Consider the following 16,584-nt stretch of genomic DNA (forward strand, 5'->3'; position numbering starts at 1 on the left):
ATAGACGGCGCTAAAACCTGATAGCAGAAGGTGAAATGATGAGAGTTTGTGGTGTGGAATTAACCGGCAACGATGCCGTTGTGTGTTTATTGGAGCTGGCGCAACAGCAATTTACCCTGCCCGATTGTCGGGTGCGTAAAATTAGCTTGCCCAAAATGCACAGTCGGGATGACTTGCAAAAGTTTCAGGCAACTTTTGCCAAGCTTATGCAGGACTATCAGGTAGACAAGGTGGTTATTCGCGAGCGCCTGACCAAAGGTAAGTTTGCCGGCGGCGCGGTTAGCTTTAAGCTTGAGGCAGCGCTTCAACTGATGAGCGATATTGAGGTCGAGCTTTACTCATCGGCCGCCATCAAGCAGACGCTGGCCGATAAACCGTTACCGATTCCGTTTTCTGAGACAGGCCTTAAAGGGTTTCAGGAGCAGGCATTTGTTGTCGCCTATGTTGCTCATATGCAGGATTAGCGGACGAGTTAAAAGAAAGAGTAAAATCTATGAGCCAGGAACAGCCGAACAATCCGTTACACGGTATTACCTTAGAGCAGGTGGTAACCCGGTTGGTTGAGCACTACGGCTGGGAAGCATTGGCCGAACAGATAAATATTAACTGCTTTAAAAAAGACCCTTCGGTAAAATCATCCCTTAAGTTCTTGCGTAAAACCCCCTGGGCGCGGGACAAAGTCGAGGCGTTGTACGTCTCGACTTTGTCGCATTGCAAATAACGCTTGTAATGTTGCTTAGGCGGCTTTCGCTAGTGTTCGATCGAGCAATGCGTCAAAGGCATTAACATAGCCGTCGGTTAGGCTGGTGCGCAGTTCTTCGATATTCGTGGCCGCTAGCTGGCGTGACTCTTGGGTAAAGTAACCAATGCTGCCGTCAAGTTTTTGCTGTGCTAAAAGAAACTGTGCGATTGACGCCCAGCGTGGCTGAGTCAGGGTGACCTCAGGGCAATGTTCAACGATTTTCAATACGACCTCGAGGTCACCGTGGCGAGCGTAGCTCTCTGCTACTGTGCATATGTCGACGGAACCTTTGCTGTCGATCTTCCTACCGCTGGCGAGCCATTGCAGTAGTTGGTCGCGATCAAAAAGGACTTTAGTTGTATTGGGTTCTTCAGGATCATAGGGAAGATCTTTAGTTGTCGTTGGCTCTAACGGAATGACGGAGTCGCCTCTCGCACAAACATCGTTCAAATATTCTACGGCACTGTTTCGTGATTGAACGACAGTATGAAGAAGCGGCTCTAGCGGTATGTGTGATAATCCAGCGAGGGTAAAATCAGTGACGTATTGAGTTGGCGTAAAAGAGGTTGAGCAGGATAAGAGGGCGGATACCAATGTTGTATGGTAGAGCGCACCAAAAAACTCCTCTCTTGATAAATTATCGGATATTACTTGCGCGGTTTTCTCAGATGGTGGAGTGTAACCCAGAGGTGACATCTGGGCCTGGAATACTGTTCTATAAAATTCAAACGTACACGAATTAAAGCCTTGAATGCTGTTGGCCACGATTAATAGCTCACCCAGAACATCCCAATCTTTATTGTTTGTGTACTCCGCCAAGAGACTTTCGATAATAGTTTCACAAAACCTTTTAGCGGGGTGCTCGTCCTTCATAACTTTTAAACCGAAGTCGTTGGCGTAGAAAAGAGTGTGGGTGATGCTGTAGGCGGTTTCTCGGTTGATGGATAATAGGTTGGTACAGTGGCCGATAGAGGTGGGCTCGATCAGTGAAGATATGTCAAGTTCGTTTTCGGTCGACAACGATAGAAAATAAAGTTGATCCATTCTTCGGTATGGAACTACCTCTGATACCTCTGGGTATCCGCGAGACCGTGCGTAGCGTAGTGTTCTTTCATGCTCTTCGATATTCATACCGTGAATGTCTTTAAAAATAAAATAAGGCATAAGCCATGCCCACGAACGCTCTGGTGTTTTACGGGCGACCTCTATTAGTTCATTGCTGTTTAAGTAGTCGAAGAACTTGCCTTTCCAGTTGCGCATCAGGTCAGTTGGCCCCAGGTTGCTTACCCAAAGCGAACGATATAGAATTGCGAGCTCGCCGGTACGTTGCAAAAGATTGCTATCAAATGTAGCAGTATCTAAGGGCGGGAAAAACAAATCGATATGTTGATCTAGCCATAATACGGGCAGTATTCCATTACAGGACATTGTGTGTCTCCTTTGAAAGTAAGGCGGTAACCCGCCTTACTTATTATGCTGTTACATTTTGGTAATATCACCAACGGTTTCTATTGCATTTTTACCCTCTTTTAGAACAAACCAAGGGCCAACAAGCTCGCCACCGGCCGCTAGGCTTGGACCAGAAAAGTCTTGCCCAACCTTAACGAGCTCGCTTAATGATACCTCTCGGTTAATGGCTCCCGCTTCTACCAATACTTTGATTTGGTCTTCGCTAATGGTTGCGCCAATATCAGCGGTCAGTTCTTTGTAGATGTACCAGGGGCCAGCGAGTTCGGCACCATCGGCGGCGCTGCTTCCGCCAAGATCAATAATTTTTCGGTGTGCGTCAAGCAAGTTTCCTACCGTAACTTTTGTGTTGATAATGTTACTTTGTGCCAGGGGGGTGTAGTTCTTTTTAACGCGAACCAACGAGGTATTGGTGGGTGAGGGTAAATCCTTCAAATCGGGCATGATAAATCTCCTTTTGCTGTAAGCAATTAGTAAAAAATAACTCTTAACTGTTTGTCAGATAAGAGGTTGATTAATTTAGCTCACATAAGCTAGATGTCAATTTGTCATGTAGAGCGACATACTTTGTGATATAAAGCCAATACATTTTTTAGGATTATATTCCAAGCTGTTGAAACGACTGAAAATGAAAAAATAAGTGGCGCGTTAACGATTGTTTGGGAATGTTGAGAGGATTTTACTCTGTCGCGTAAACACTCTGAATCTGTTTAGTGAGGCGTCAAGAAAAATACAAATAGAATAATGGTTGTGTCGATATAATTATAAATAATCTAAAAAAACGAATATTTTTTTTCGTGGTTGTTAAATAGGGCGACAGAAATCCGGATTCTGAATTTATCTGAGCCGTCAATATAAACCTGTAAAGAGCTATTCGTTAGTGTTTGCTAGTATTTTGGGTTCATTTAAATTAGCAACCCATTTCATAGAAGAGTGATCTCGATGGTCGGTGGGAGCGTATATCTTAATAGATCTGTATGAAATGTTATTTTAATCTTAAGGGAGATCGATATATGTTGATGCGTGGGCTACTACTTATAGTATCGCTCTGGATGGTGTCTTGTGTAAGTACGCCCGACGGGGTTAAGCCTGTAGAGAATTTTGAGCTGCAGCGCTACCTGGGTAAATGGTACGAGATTGCTCGGTTGGATCACAGCTTTGAGGAGGGGTTAACGCAAATAACGGCAAACTATAGCCTTAACGATGACGGTAGCGTGAAAGTAATCAATCGCGGCTACGATGCGGATAAAAATGAGTGGGATGAAGCAGAAGGCAAAGCTAAATTTGTCAACGATGACGACACCGCCTTTTTAAAGGTTTCTTTTTTTGGGCCTTTTTACGGATCTTACATCGTGTTTGAGTTAGATGATGACTATCAGTACGCGTTCGTGTCTGGGCCCGATACCGGATATTTATGGTTACTGTCTCGCACTCCGACTGTATCGGCAGAGGTTATTAACCGGTTTGAGACGCGGGCGAGCGAGCTGGGTTTTGCGACTGACGAGCTTATTTACGTCGAGCATAATAACGAGCAATAGTGACTTTTTTGAGTTGTTAAAAAAGCCCCGGCCGTATCGCCGGGGCTTTTTTATGGTCTTGTTGCTACTAGGATGAGCAGTTGCTTTGTCGAGTAGTACTCAGCAGTGTCTGCCATTGGCCTAAGCCACTGCCGGCAATCCAATCCGTGGGGTGGGCGTCGCCATCGGAACGCTCTTGAGCTTGCTCCAGATAACGGCAGGCTGTGTTGAGGCGGCCATGCTGCTCATGCCAGGCGGCTTTTTGCAACAGGCCGTAATACAGCAATGCGTGTAATGGCTGTAAAAAGTGCCAGCGCCCGGTACCGGTTATGGTTTTATTTTGTAACAAAGTGCGTAACTCTGCGCTGAGCATAGCGATGCTAAGCGCAGGCGTTTGCGTGACATTAAAGCTGACGATCAGTGGGTCGTGGTCGGAGGCGCGCACGGCGCTGGCGTCATTAAAGTAACCGGGGTCGCGGCTGTAATCCAGGTTATAGTCCAGCGCGTCGGCTTCATCGGCGTTAATATGCCACACAGCTGCTTCGGAATATTTATCGCTAAAGTCGCCGCTAAGCAAAATGTAGTCGAGCGTCCCCACCTGACCGTCAAATACGTAGGAATACCCCTGTTCACTCTCTGGGTTGACGAAGCCCTGGTTTAATAAGTATTGCACCGGCGCTTCGAGGGCGTAGGCGTTAAGATCACCGGTGATGGCGATGTCGCTATCGGCTAGCCCCGTTGGCGAAGTGTCGAGCCAGCTGACCAAGGCGTTGGCGGCATCCAGGCGGCGTTGGTTCCAAAAGCCCGCGCCATCGTTCTGATCGAAATCTGGGCTATTGGTATCGCTTAGGCTAGAGCTACCTTTAGATTTAAAGTGGTTAGCCGCCACGGTAAACTGCTCGCCACTGTCTTTATGGGTAAAGCTTGCCGCCAGCGCTACGCGGTTGGTGGCAGGGCCGTTAAAGATTGGATTGGCGGTAAAATCGCGGCTGGCAAATACATCGAGTTGCGCGGCGGCATCATCGTCCAGCAAAGCGGGGCTGCTGTCTGCGGCAAGCTCTGTGGTTTGCGTATCGTAAATTAAGGCGACGGCGATGGCATCGGTGCCGACAAAGCGCTGCCCCGGATACACATAATCGTAGCGCGGGCTGCCAAGCTCGGCGTTAATGGCATTTACCAGCGTTTCGATCGCGGTCGAGCCATCATTAACCGAGTCAAAATCGTTTTCGATTTCCACCAGTGTTAGTACGTCGGCATCCAGCCCGATAATGGCATTGATGAGTTTAGCTTGTTGGCGGGCAAGTTCATCAGGGTTGTTGGCGCCGCGCGGGCTTAACCCGACGGCTGTGGTCGCGCCATTATCGAGGGTGGTGAAGTAGTTAAGTACATTGAGTGAGGCTAGCGTCAGCTCACCGTTAAGTTCTGGCGGCGCTGAGCGGGGGTTAGTTGAGTTGCCTTGCGCTACGGAGCTAAACAGGTTGCTGCCGTTTTGGTGTGAACGAACACGCCAGGTGGCCCCCGAGGCGCTGTTGCCCGCCCACTTGTAATCGAGCACGCCACTTAAACCGCTAATGGTATCACCCATGCGTTTGGCGTTGGCCTCGTCGTACGGGGCATAGCCATCGAGGTTATTGATGCTGGCGTTTTGCGTGTTTAAACCATCGTCGTAGGTAATGGTGCGCGCACCCACTGATTGTAGGTGTTGCGCCAGGCCTGTAACGCTGGGGTTATTTTGCTGAGTAAATTGATAGGGGCGTGCGCCGGCCACTAATTTTATCTCGTTAAAACGGTCGAGTTGATACTGCTCGGTTACCGTTAAAGTGTCGGCGAAGGTTACCAGCATCCCCTCGTAGGCTTCGAGGTCTGGTTGCACATTACCGTTTTGCCCCGTTGTGGTGGCGGTGTTGGTTGTTAACTGAATGGTGGCGGGTGTTACGTCGGCCAGACGATCGCTGTCGAGTACTGTTAACTCGGTGATGTTGCTAAGCTGAGTCTCGCCATAGTACTGATCGACACGAGCGGTTAAGCGTACTTTATCGCCCAGGGCAATATCGGTACTCTCGCCAAATACAAAGATACCTTCGGATGACAGCGGGTCGCCGTCTTCATCGCTGGTTTCTTCTTGCAGATAAAAACCGTTTAAGTTGCGAGCGGTGTCGGCGTCATCGTCTTGAAAATCGCCCACTACAATAGCCTCGACGGTGACGACGCTGCCCTGCATGGGGCTTACGTCGGTCTCGCCAAAACTATTACTGGCGTAAGAGCTGGGGTTGCCTTGAATGGTAGAAATTAATGTTAGTTCGGCAACGCTTGGGGTGCAGTTGTTGGCCGTGCCGGGGCTAGGTTCGGCCTGAATGAAACTGTCGGTATTGCGTGCGCCGCCGGCGCCGTTTGCGCAGCGTTGGTTGGAGTCTAATGCGCTGCCACGGCCGGCACTTTCATTGACTTGGGGTTGGTTGGGGTTGAGCAGCGCTAGCAGCTCGGTGTCGTCGGCATCGTTAGTGCCATACACCAGGGCATCGACAATCTGGTCGGTTGGCAGGGCGCTGCCATTGGCAAACGCGGCAGCACTAACCAGCACAGCGGCATCGGCACCATTTTGTAGGCCGTTATCGGACAAAATAAGGTCGGCGCTCGGAACGGCGGCATTGCCCAGCACAAAATATCCTTCTGCATCGGTGGTGTAGCCGGTTAAGTCGACACTGTAATAGCTGGTATCGCCGTTGCCATTAAACAAAACCAAGGCCAGGCCGCTGAGGTCGGTATGGCCAACACCACCGTCGAATAGTTCGATAAACTCGGCGGTATCTGCCCCCTCCGTGTCGGCATCTAACTCGTTGATCAGTACCGTCGGCGGAGTGGGCTCGGGTTGGCTAAAGGTGAAACTGGCTAAGGGGATGGCGTTAGCGGCACTGGCGTTGTCGCTGGCGCCGTCCAGTGCATTGGCGCCGCTAAACTGCCAATCGCTGGCGTTAAAGCTTGCGGCGGCAGAAGTGCCACTTTTGCGGTACGCCCATCCGTCGAGGTATTCCCACTCTTGACCGCTACCATCGACATCTGGCTGGCCAAACTGATCAATAACAACGCCGTTGTAAAACAGCTCAATGGCGTCATCACCGTTGATGCTCATGGCGCTGGCGGCGATGTAATCCGGGGCAAAGCCGAAAAAGTCGCTAAAGCCGTCGGCCTCGCTAGCCACGGTAATGTAGCTGCCAGCGGTAATGGCCTCGAGCGGAAAGACAAATTCTTCACCATTACTGCCGCCGCCATTGTTGGCGCTGCCCAGTCCATAGGCGCTTAAGTCGGTAATGTCTTCGCTAACGTATAGCTCAACGCCTTTGGGGAGGCCGCCGGGCAACGGGCCATCGTAAACCCCGGTAATCGTGAGTTGTGCGCTAGCATTGGCCGCGAGCAGCCCCAGTAAAGAGGCAAGCAAACTTTTCTTCATAACAACCTCGGTTATTTATAGTGAGTAATGGGTGGTGCAATGTGACAAGAGCGCTTATGGAAGCAGAGGAAGGTGACAAACACTTAACGAAGTTGTGGCAGTTTTAGGTGACTTTTATGACAGCACCAGCAGTAGGGATGGGAATTTGCTATGCTGTGTAAAACAATAAAAAATCTGTGATCCCGGTACTGGAAAATCACTGAAAAGGGTGCTGAAAATACAATGACAAAATTTAGCATACGACAAGAAGGCTCTGATGATATAGATGCCATTAGCGAATTGTTAAGACAGGCCTTTAGTGATGTGGCGGAGTCCGATCAAACAGAGCAAGAAATAGTACTGACATTGCGCGAGGCGGGCGCACTTACTGTTTCTTTAGTGGCTGAAATTCAGGGGCGTTTGGTGGGGTACGCGGCTGCTTCGCCGGTAAGCTTTAGCGATGGCAGCCGCTACTGGTATGGCTTGGCGCCCGTGGCCGTTGCGCCACAGTATCAAGGCCGGGGCGTGGGCTCGCGTTTAATAGAAGGTGTGTTGGATAACCTGCAGCATCATGGTGCCGCCGGCTGTGCGGTATTGGGTGACCCTAATTATTATGGCCGTTTTGGGTTTCAATCGCTGCCGTATCTGAGGTTTCCCGGTGTGACGGGTGAGTATTTTCAGGTATTGCCGCTTGCCAATTCCACACCCAAAGGTGAGGTGAGCTATCACCGAGCTTTTACGTTAGCCAGTGCCTGATGCCGATATTGCAGCGGAGTTTCCTTAAACCATCGCTTAAATGCCCGGTTAAAATTTCCCTGATCGGCGTAGCCCAATAAGTAACTCACTTCATTTAAAGAAAGCTGCGATTGTTGTAGGTAATCGCTGGCAAGGTGCTGTCGCACCCGATCTAATAAATCATTAAAGCTCGTGCCCTCGGCGTGCAAGCGACGCTGTAATGTGCGGCCACTTAGCGCAAGCTCCTGCGCGATGAGCGATGCGCTAACCTCACCGGTGGGCAAATACTTTACGATCAGCTCGGCAACCCGCGCCGGCAGGTTATCGAGCATTAGGCGGTTGAGATTCTCGAGTGCGAGCTTTTCATTTAACTGTGCGAGTTGGGCGTTAGCGCCGGGTAACCGAACATGCGCCTGCTGAGCGTCCAGTGCAATAGTGGAGTGCTGTGCGTGAGATTGAACTGGGCAGCCAAAAAAATCACTGATGGCGTTTTGTGGGTCTTGGTAGGTGTGTTTTAAGTCGATAGCGACCGGTGCAAAGCTTGAGCCCAACAAAGCGCGGCACATGGTAACGGTGGCAGTAACAGCCGCTAGATTGGCTGAGCGCTGCGGGGTTAGCTCGGCATCAAAGCTTAATAGATATAAGTTTTGTCTTTGCACGATATCAACGTGTACGCCGTTGCTAATTAAGCGTGCATAGCGCACTAAACGCTCCAACGCGTCGTGTAAGGTATCGCTGGCGAGCCAGGCAAACCCCAAGGCGTTAAAGGTGGTGCTGTGCCAGCGCATCCCGGCTTTTAATCCGAGTAGGTCATCGCTTTGTAGTTGCTCGGCCAAATCCCACAGTTGGTGCATTTGGTCGGTTGGGTAGCGGGCGTGGCCGTCGCCTAGTTGCGCAGGGTTAAGCCCCGACTGGGCAAACACAGGGCGCGGATCGATGCCATCGTCTTGTAGGGTTTCCCACAGTAATTGAGCCCAACTGGTAAGCGTGGAATAACGCATGACTGACTCCTTTTAAGGGCTTAATTGTACGCCAGCCGCCGCAGGGCGCAAAGTGGCACGCAAAGCCAATACATTGGCGTGAGCGGCGAAAAAAGCCATGTCTAAAGCTCTTAATCTGGTTATACCAGCAAGGAGATAAGATTATGAGCAAAGACATTGAGTATTTCCAGCATACCTTAAACGAGCCCGTAACCTGTTTTGGCCGGGGGTTGCACACAGGCTTGTCTGTGGTGATGCGAATACTGCCGGCCGCGCCTAATACCGGTTGGACGTTTATCCGCCGTGACTTGCCTCAGGGTGAAAATGAGATCAGAGCTATTTGGTTTAACGTGCGCGACACACAGTTGAGCACGACTCTGGGCAACCGTTTTGGCGCCACCGTCAGCACTGTGGAGCATATTTTGTCGGCATTGAAAGCGCACGGGATCGACAACGCCCGCATTGTGTTAAATGCACCAGAGGTGCCTATTTTAGAAGGCAGTGCCCGGACATTTTCGGATTTAATCTTGTCATCCGGGCGCCGGGTGCAGTCGGCCAGACGCCGGGTTATTGTGGTGCGTAAAACCATTGAGGTGGTTGAGGGAGACAAGTTTGTTCGCTTAACACCGGCACCAGAGGCAACCGCTGATGTGGAGATTGATTTTCCCTCAGTGGCCATAGGCCGACAAAAGCTAACGGGTATTAAGCTCGACGAGAAAACATTTGTGACTCGGATTCGCGATGCCCGAACCTTTACCATGAAGAGTGAAGTTGACAAGATTATGGCCGAAGGCTTGGCGCAAGGGGCATCGTTAGCCAACGCTATTTTGGTGGACGATGAAAAAGTGATTAACCCCGAAGGACTGCACTACCCGGATGAATTTGTGCGTCACAAAGTATTGGATTTGTACGGCGATTTGGCTTTGGCCGGTGCACACATTATTGGTCATTTTAGTGGCCGAAAAATCGGCCACACATTAAATGCGCGGTTGGTGGCAAAGCTTGTGAGTAATACCAACAACTTTACCTTTACCGATCGCGAGTACGCCGAGACTTACTGGACGACGATTAACTATCGAGACAGTGCCTAATTGGCGTCAGTTAAATCCCTATTTACTCTGGGGCCACGGTTAACTCGACCGTGGTTCCACTAAGGGAGGCACTGTAAGCAGCTTCGCGGTTAATGCGCTCACTCGATAATTTATGGTCGGTTAAATAGTTGATAATGGCCTGAGCACGAAGCTCGGCCAATTGCTCAAAATCCTGTTCCGAAAACGGTACTTCTGAAGCTAGCTCGTTGAAGCCTTGCTCGGCCACAATAACACGCGCCTGCTCTTCATCCACACCTTGCTCTTGCATGGTAATGTCAATCTTGTCACTGAGTTTTTTATCGGTGTTTTGCCGATAATAACGCTCGATTTGTTTCAGGGTGTTGGGGTTGTCGAGTGCCGCGGCTAAATCAAAGTCCAGCGCCGAGAGGGTAGCGATATCCGTCTCGGCGTCTTCATCGTTTAGCCTGACGAGTAAATGGCGGCCTTGCAGTGCAGGGCGATCGGCTAATTTATCGGCGTTGCCACGCACGACAAGGTTCAGGTTAGTCTTTTTGTTTAATGCTTTCACCAGCTGTTGCAATTTGTGTTGGTTATCGCCGCTTAACTGGGCCGACCCACTGGCAAAGGTTATTTCACCCAGGTCTTCATCGCTGTCCACCAGCGAGCCCAATAACGTAAAGGGCGACGCGGCTGCTTTGACGATAATGTTAACAAAGGTTTTGGCAATTAAGCCTGGGATATTAAAGCTCGGGTCTTGCGTGTCGCCGCTGATGTCTAAATCCAAATCAATGTTGCCGTCCAGATCCCGCAGTAGTGCCAGCCCGAGTTTGATTGGTGCGTTAATGGCTTGATCGCTGTCCACCGACTGACCCAAATGAAAGGACTCAGCCAGTACGTTGTTTTGTCCGTTCAGTTGGCTGCCATCAATGGTGTAATCAAAATCGTAATTCAAATCACCTTCAGCAATTTTATAGCCTATGTAGGTGCCGCTATAACTCGACATGGGCGCTAGCTCTAAGCCCTTCAGATTGCCTTTTATCTCAATGTCTAGGTGCTCGGGGTTAAGCCCTAGCTCGCCCTGCATTTTAAACGGGGCGTGCTGATTAACCAGCGCGCTTAATTCGACTTTTGTCGGCTCTGTAGCCGCCGTGCTTAGCCCACTTATCTCGAGCGTCATGTCGTTAACGCTGGAGACAAACTTAGGGTTTTGCAGTTGGTCGGTAAAACGCAACTCACCCTGAGTGACGGTTAAGCTGTTTAATGCAAAAGTTGGCGGATCGCTTTTAGTGGCATCGTCAGAGTTATCGGTTGATTCCTCCGCGTTGGTTTCTGGCGGTTTGGGCTCTGGCTCCTCGGGTTTCGCCTCTTCACTGGTAGCGCTGCTTTGTGCAAGCACCGACCAATTAGGTTGGGTGTCGCGCACCAGCGTCATGATGGGTTGGGTAATATTGATCGTGTCGATGCGGGTGTTAAAACTTGGAATATTAAACTGCGCGTTATTTACTTCCAGCTTACTGACCTTAAGTAGCTCGCTGTTGCTGCGGTTGTTGATAAAGCTGAACGACTCCACCGTTGAGTTGGCTTGCATATCGATAGTAAGTTCTGGCTTTAGCGTGAGCTTAAGTTGGGTTTGACTGGCGATGTTGCCCTCGGCGATGGCTGCTTGCAGGCCAATGGCAAGGTAGGGGTTAAACACCGTTAAATCTAGCGGCCCATGGTTCACTTTAACATCCATCTCAAGCGGCACAGGGGTCAGTGCCCCCTCGATAGTAAGCGGTGTTTTTTTATTAACGAGCGCACTAACGCTAATGTTGGCTTGTTGTGTTTCGGTTAAATGCAAGGGAGCGGCGTGTATGTTTATCTCGCTTAAGTTCCAGTCGACACCCGGGTTAACGTGCTGGTCGTTAAAGTGCATGCTGCTTTCACTTAACGAGAAATCATCAATCACAAAGGACCACTGACCACCTTCGGGTTGCTCTTGTTCAGATTCGGATTTTAGGTTGCTGTCCGTGCCGGTTTGTACCAACAATGAGTCGTAACGGAACACGCCGTCTTTAGTCTGCCACTGATTTAACCGTACGCCGCGATACTCCAGAGCGCCGATACGCAGACGGCGCTCGAGCAGATCTAACGTGATATCGCTGGCGCCGAGCTTGCTGATGCGCACCATGGGTGGCTCCTGCACGGCGTCATCCAGGGCCAGATCGTCGATTTCTATCGCGCCCTGTTTGAGCGTAACAGAGGTCTTCTCGCTCTCGGCATCGTGGGCGATGTGTATTTGACCGCTGGCGGCGAGGGTGCCATGGGTTAGGTGGGCGTTGATGGTGTTGCGCAAAAAATCGGCAAATTCGGTCAGGTTGAGCTGTTCGGCGTTAACATTAATATCAAACAACAGCGGTTGCAGGCGGTACTCACCCGTCAAGGCTAACTGCCCGCCATCGCTTAGGGCGGCATTAATGGTAAACGGGTTGAGCAGTTCATCGCCGGTGGCAAAATACAAATCGTTAAACGTGACGGATAGATCATCAATATTCACGTCAGCGTTCACATCGCCGCTACTGTCCCGGTACAGGGCGTCGCCCTCGTTGATCACTAGCAGCAACACGGTAAACGCAAAATTTGATGGCTCGGCCTGCTCAGGTTCAGGCTCGGGAGTAGGATCATCGCTGGGCTGGCTTAGCCGCGCGATAATAGCGTCAAAATTAAAGCCGTCTTCGTTTTGGTGGATGTAGGTGCCGGGTTGGTTTAGCTCAATCTCCTGGACAACCAGATGACGGTTCCAGAGCGTCGCCCAGAAGCCCGCGTTGACACGCAATTGTTGCCATTGCAGCAGCGGGTGCTCGGGCTCATCAGCTATAGCAAAGTTCTGACTGGTGAGCTCAAAGGTAAATGGGTTGTACGAGAACGCCTCGGCGCTGACGGTGCGCCCGAGCAATTCACTGCCTTCGGTTTCGGCGAGCGACTTTAATTTGCCCGGCAGGTAAAAGTAGCCCAGCAGCACGTAAAGTAAATACAAAACAAGTAGGACGACGAAAAAGACCTTGGCGCTTAAGCGCAGCAAGCGTCGGCGTTGTAGGGCATCCATGACAAAACCTCAGTAACAGCGGTGGCCGCTTGGGCCGGTAGTTGGGTGGCGCGGTTGGCGGCGCGTTTGCGCGCCTTAATCGGCGGGAACAAATCTTTACGCGCCGGCTCCCGCTGGCCGTATGCGCCAATGGTTACACTGTACTATAGTTCGCCGCTCACCATTATTAAACTGGATCTTCCATGTCTGCACCGGCTGTAAGTGTATCGCTCTGGCGTCGCGTATTGCTATTGGCACTGCCCGTGGCGGTGCAAATGCTGTTGCAGTCATTTCTGGGTATGGCGGATGTACTGATGGTGGGCAGCCTGGGCGCCGAGGCGGTAGCCGCGGTGGGCATGGCTGCCAAGCTGCACTTTTTAATGCTGGTGACCATGATGGGGGTTGCCACGGCCTGCGCCATACTAGTGGCTCAGTATTGCGGCGCTGACAACCAGGCCGAGGGTAAGCGCACCTTAGCCATGGCGCTGGTGGTGGGTGCTGTATTTATGGCGCCTTTTACGCTTGCCTTTGCTCTGGGTGGCCAATGGTTGGGGCTAATTAACCCAGACGCGGCTGTGGTGCAGCTGGCGGTAACCTTTTTGTTGATTACCGCTCCGGTATTGCTGCTGACACAGCTGATCACGATCTATGAGGCCGCCTTAAGGGCGCTGGGCAATACCACCGTGCCTTTGTTGATGGGCGCACTGGGGGTTTTGCTCAATATTGGCCTTAACTATGTGCTGATTTTTGGCCACTTTGGTTTTCCGGCGCTTGGTGTTGCCGGGGCCGCCTGGGGCACTTTAATCTCGCGCATTGTGCAGTTAGCCGCAACCCTGCTGTGGTTGTACGGGGTAAAGCATGACTTTGCCCTGCGCGCTCAGGACTTTATGAAGGCGCTGAACTGGGTACCTCTTAAACGGTTTTTATGGTTTGCGTTGCCGTTGTTGGTGAACCACGTGGTCTGGGCGGTGGGTAATACCGTGTATCACATAGCCTCGGGCTATGCCGGTACAGATGCTTTGGCGGTTATGGGTGTTATGGTGCCCATCGAAAGCAGCTTTTTTGCGCTGTTTGTGGGGCTCGCCAATGCCGCGGCCGTGCTGGTGGGGCAAACTTTGGGCCGTGGTGATATGCCGGGTGCCTGGCAGCTGTACCGGTTTTTTAATCGGCTAACCCTGGTGTTGGTATTTAGCCTGGCGGGCGCCCTGTGGCTGGCCAAACCCTGGGTGCTGGCGGCGTTTGACCATGTTGATGCACAAACCACCTTGCTGCTCGAGCAAACCATTGCGGTATTTTGCCTGGGCGTGTGGGTCAAAGTACTAAACATGCTGCGGATATTGGGGATTTTACGCGCCGGTGGTGATACCCATTACTGCTTGGTTGTTGATGTGATCGTCATGTGGGTATTTGGTGTGCCCATCTACTTGGCCGGCGTGTTTTGGACGGACTACTCGTTTGCGCTGCTGTACGCGCTGACCTTTACCGAAGATGCCCTCAAGTGGCTGCCCATCCGCTGGCGTATCGGGCGCGGGGTTTGGGTTAAAAATCTTACGCATTAACGTCATTTACGTGGGTCGTTGTACATGGTTTAACAATTTTTGCGATAAATTTTGCTACAGTACGCGCACCTATTGATTACATGGATCGTTACCATGGCAACCGCACTTCGTTACGGTATTACTTGTTGCTTATTACTGCTCAGCCTGGCGCTGTTGGTGCTGGCCAATAATAGCTCGCGCCTGGCTGTGCAAAACTTACAGTTAGAGCAGCACAATCGCACCACTGATCTTGCAACTTTGCCGTTGCAGCAAAATATCATTGGTCGCTACTGGGTAAGCCTGGAGCTCAACCCCGGCAATCGCGCCGAGTTAGCTCTGCGGGTGGTCCCCGATGACGAGCTGCTGGCCGTAGAGGTAAATGGCCAGTCGGTTTCATTGCAGGGTATTAGTCGCCAAGCGCTGCGCGACTACAGCAAGGGTGTGGTGTTGCCACTTAGTGGGTTTACCCCCAATCGTTTTAACCAAGTGCGTTTTGAGCTGCGCAACCAGAGTAATCCCGCCGGGTTTGATTTGCGCGCGGCGTCCCGATTGGGCTTTGGGCAACTGCTTTTGATGCTGCCGGCGTTTGCCTTATTGCTGTGGGCGCTGGCGCGCCATTTACCGCTCAGCCGGTGGCAAGGGGTTATCCTGCTGGGAAGTTTGGCGGCCTCCATAACCTACCTAAGCGTAACGGACTCTTATACCCGCACCTTTGATGTGTACGAGGGCGGTGGTCACCGCGACTACATTCACTATCTGGTGGAACATCGCAGCTTACCGCTGGCCTCCGAGGGCTGGGAGTATCACCAACCACCGCTGTACTACACCATGGCCGCCCTGGCGAAGAGCCTGCTACCGGATACCGAGGTGGTGGATGATCGCTGGGCCCAGTGGCTGGCGTTGTGGTTGTGGGTAGTATTTTTGTGGGCCTCGCTGGCGACGCTGCGCATCGCGTTGCGCGGCCACCGCTGGGCGCTGTGGCTGGCGAGCTTTAGTGTGTGTTTTTGGCCGTCGGGCATCGTGCACAGTATTCGCATTGGCAACGATGTACCTGTGTACGCGTTTTACGCGTTAGGGTTTTATTTTACTTTGCGCTGGTGGCGTACCGGGGCAAGCAAGCCTTTATTGTGGGCCGCTGTTTGGGCCGCGGCGGCGCTACTGACTAAATCTAACGCGCTGGCGCTGTGGGCGGTATTGGGTTGTTTGTGGTGGGCCCGTACGCTGCATTTGGGGCGTAATCCGCTCAAGCGTGCTTACCTTAAGCGGCGCAGTAGTGCGTCGCTGGCGATTTTAGCGGTGTTTTTTACGGTGGCGGTGGCGCTCAATCTGGGCGATAACATTTGGCACTACTATCAGGGGCAGTCGTCTGATTGGCTGCTCTCTAACGTTAGCACCACCATTCACAGTGGCCTAAAAGTGGGTAACGAGCCCGAGAACTACCTGGTGTTTGATTTGGCCACGTTTTTACAACAGCCGTTTATCAGCACCTGGGAGGACCGTTACGGTCGGCAATACTTCTGGAATTTTGTGTTTCGCTCAAGTTTGTCGTCGGAGTTTTTTTATACCGGAGATACCCTGCAGTGGTGGGGCAAAGTGTGCGGTATCTTGCTGCTGGTGATGCTCGTGGGGCAGCTGTACTTTACCGCCGTGAATAATGCCTTGTTAAGCGGGCGCAGCCGTTTGCGCCGTGTTTATCGCGCGCTGCCGTGGCTGTTGGCCGTTGTGTTTCCGCTGCTGTTATTGCTGGCTTATCGCATAAAAGTGCCGCTGTCGTGCAATACCGATTTTAGGTACATCTACATGGCGTTGGTGCCCTTGGTGTACTGGTCGGTATTGGCTTTTAAACGGCGGGGACGGGGGGTGGCGACGCTATGCGCGTTAAGCGCCCCGGCTATTGGCGCTTTAAGTGTGCTGTGGTTGTCGCTGCTGGTTAGCCAGGCGTGAGGGCGCTAGGGTTGTGGCTGGCGAGGTGGATTCGCTAAAGGCGCCATCATCGATGTATTTAAATATAAACTATATTTTGCATGCAAAGTGTATCATGGTGTACAAAGTAGCGTATTAA

12 protein-coding genes are annotated in these 16,584 nt (G+C 51.5%); 7 read left to right on the plus strand and 5 right to left on the minus strand.

What is annotated here, in order from left to right; genetic code table 11:
• Positions 1-35 precede the first annotated feature (35 nt).
• A complete protein-coding gene (locus SD69_RS02915) occupies positions 36-464 on the plus strand; it encodes a DUF3010 family protein (protein ID WP_232301145.1) in 429 nt (142 codons plus the stop codon).
• A 29-nt stretch (positions 465-493) separates the two neighbouring features.
• Complete coding sequence (locus SD69_RS02920) at positions 494-721, plus strand: VF530 family protein (RefSeq protein WP_041522014.1); 228 nt, start codon at positions 494-496, stop codon at positions 719-721.
• Positions 722-736: 15 nt separating this feature from the next.
• On the opposite strand, the gene SD69_RS02925 is transcribed toward SD69_RS02920, so the two are convergent.
• Positions 737-2,170, minus strand: coding sequence for a DUF6895 family protein (locus tag SD69_RS02925; protein ID WP_041522015.1), 1,434 nt, complete (start codon positions 2,168-2,170; stop codon positions 737-739).
• A 51-nt stretch (positions 2,171-2,221) separates the two neighbouring features.
• Positions 2,222-2,653 carry a hypothetical protein gene (locus SD69_RS02930; protein WP_041522016.1) on the minus strand — a complete coding sequence of 144 codons (432 nt, stop codon included), beginning with the start codon at positions 2,651-2,653 and terminating at the stop codon, positions 2,222-2,224.
• A gap of 569 nt (positions 2,654-3,222) precedes the next feature.
• Here SD69_RS02930 and SD69_RS02935 point away from each other — a divergent pair.
• Complete coding sequence (locus tag SD69_RS02935; protein WP_332307907.1) at positions 3,223-3,747, plus strand: lipocalin family protein; 525 nt, start codon at positions 3,223-3,225, stop codon at positions 3,745-3,747.
• Between the two features lie 67 nt (positions 3,748-3,814).
• Here SD69_RS02935 and SD69_RS02940 read toward each other — a convergent pair whose 3' ends face one another.
• On the minus strand, positions 3,815-7,174 hold the full coding sequence (locus SD69_RS02940) for an ExeM/NucH family extracellular endonuclease (protein ID WP_041522017.1): 3,360 nt from the start codon (positions 7,172-7,174) through the stop codon (positions 3,815-3,817).
• Positions 7,175-7,396: 222 nt separating this feature from the next.
• Here SD69_RS02940 and SD69_RS02945 point away from each other — a divergent pair, with 222 nt between their 5' ends.
• Complete coding sequence (locus SD69_RS02945; protein WP_041522018.1) at positions 7,397-7,909, plus strand: GNAT family N-acetyltransferase; 513 nt, start codon at positions 7,397-7,399, stop codon at positions 7,907-7,909.
• Here SD69_RS02945 and SD69_RS02950 read toward each other — a convergent pair.
• On the minus strand, positions 7,879-8,889 hold the full coding sequence (locus tag SD69_RS02950; RefSeq protein WP_041522019.1) for an AraC family transcriptional regulator: 1,011 nt from the start codon (positions 8,887-8,889) through the stop codon (positions 7,879-7,881). The two genes, SD69_RS02945 and SD69_RS02950, sit on opposite strands and share 31 nt — an antisense overlap.
• A gap of 143 nt (positions 8,890-9,032) precedes the next feature.
• Here SD69_RS02950 and lpxC point away from each other — a divergent pair, with 143 nt between their 5' ends.
• The gene (lpxC, locus tag SD69_RS02955; protein ID WP_041522020.1) at positions 9,033-9,959 is read left to right on the plus strand and encodes a UDP-3-O-acyl-N-acetylglucosamine deacetylase; all 927 of its coding nucleotides are present in this window, start codon (positions 9,033-9,035) and stop codon (positions 9,957-9,959) included.
• Between the two features lie 22 nt (positions 9,960-9,981).
• On the opposite strand, the gene SD69_RS02960 is transcribed toward lpxC, so the two are convergent.
• A complete protein-coding gene (locus SD69_RS02960) occupies positions 9,982-13,005 on the minus strand; it encodes a DUF748 domain-containing protein (RefSeq protein WP_041522021.1) in 3,024 nt (1,007 codons plus the stop codon).
• A gap of 182 nt (positions 13,006-13,187) precedes the next feature.
• On the opposite strand from SD69_RS02960, the gene SD69_RS02970 reads away from it, so the two are divergent.
• Positions 13,188-14,543 carry an MATE family efflux transporter gene (locus tag SD69_RS02970; protein ID WP_041522023.1) on the plus strand — a complete coding sequence of 452 codons (1,356 nt, stop codon included), beginning with the start codon at positions 13,188-13,190 and terminating at the stop codon, positions 14,541-14,543.
• A 93-nt stretch (positions 14,544-14,636) separates the two neighbouring features.
• On the plus strand, positions 14,637-16,466 hold the full coding sequence (locus SD69_RS02975) for a hypothetical protein (RefSeq protein ID WP_041522024.1): 1,830 nt from the start codon (positions 14,637-14,639) through the stop codon (positions 16,464-16,466).
• Positions 16,467-16,584: the final 118 nt, after the last annotated feature.

Origin of the sequence: Gilvimarinus agarilyticus, from assembly GCF_000832015.1 — a bacterium.
Taxonomy (GTDB): domain Bacteria; phylum Pseudomonadota; class Gammaproteobacteria; order Pseudomonadales; family Cellvibrionaceae; genus Gilvimarinus; species Gilvimarinus agarilyticus.

Coding starts and splice junctions, on each gene's coding strand:
- SD69_RS02915 (WP_232301145.1), top strand. CDS start 36: ATGATGAGAGTTTGTGGTGTGGAATTAACCGGCAACGATGCCGTTGTG.
- SD69_RS02920 (WP_041522014.1), top strand. CDS start 494: ATGAGCCAGGAACAGCCGAACAATCCGTTACACGGTATTACCTTAGAG.
- SD69_RS02925 (WP_041522015.1), bottom strand. CDS start 2,170: ATGTCCTGTAATGGAATACTGCCCGTATTATGGCTAGATCAACATATC.
- SD69_RS02930 (WP_041522016.1), bottom strand. CDS start 2,653: ATGCCCGATTTGAAGGATTTACCCTCACCCACCAATACCTCGTTGGTT.
- SD69_RS02935 (WP_332307907.1), top strand. CDS start 3,223: ATGTTGATGCGTGGGCTACTACTTATAGTATCGCTCTGGATGGTGTCT.
- SD69_RS02940 (WP_041522017.1), bottom strand. CDS start 7,174: ATGAAGAAAAGTTTGCTTGCCTCTTTACTGGGGCTGCTCGCGGCCAAT.
- SD69_RS02945 (WP_041522018.1), top strand. CDS start 7,397: ATGACAAAATTTAGCATACGACAAGAAGGCTCTGATGATATAGATGCC.
- SD69_RS02950 (WP_041522019.1), bottom strand. CDS start 8,889: ATGCGTTATTCCACGCTTACCAGTTGGGCTCAATTACTGTGGGAAACC.
- lpxC (WP_041522020.1), top strand. CDS start 9,033: ATGAGCAAAGACATTGAGTATTTCCAGCATACCTTAAACGAGCCCGTA.
- SD69_RS02960 (WP_041522021.1), bottom strand. CDS start 13,005: ATGGATGCCCTACAACGCCGACGCTTGCTGCGCTTAAGCGCCAAGGTC.
- SD69_RS02970 (WP_041522023.1), top strand. CDS start 13,188: ATGTCTGCACCGGCTGTAAGTGTATCGCTCTGGCGTCGCGTATTGCTA.
- SD69_RS02975 (WP_041522024.1), top strand. CDS start 14,637: ATGGCAACCGCACTTCGTTACGGTATTACTTGTTGCTTATTACTGCTC.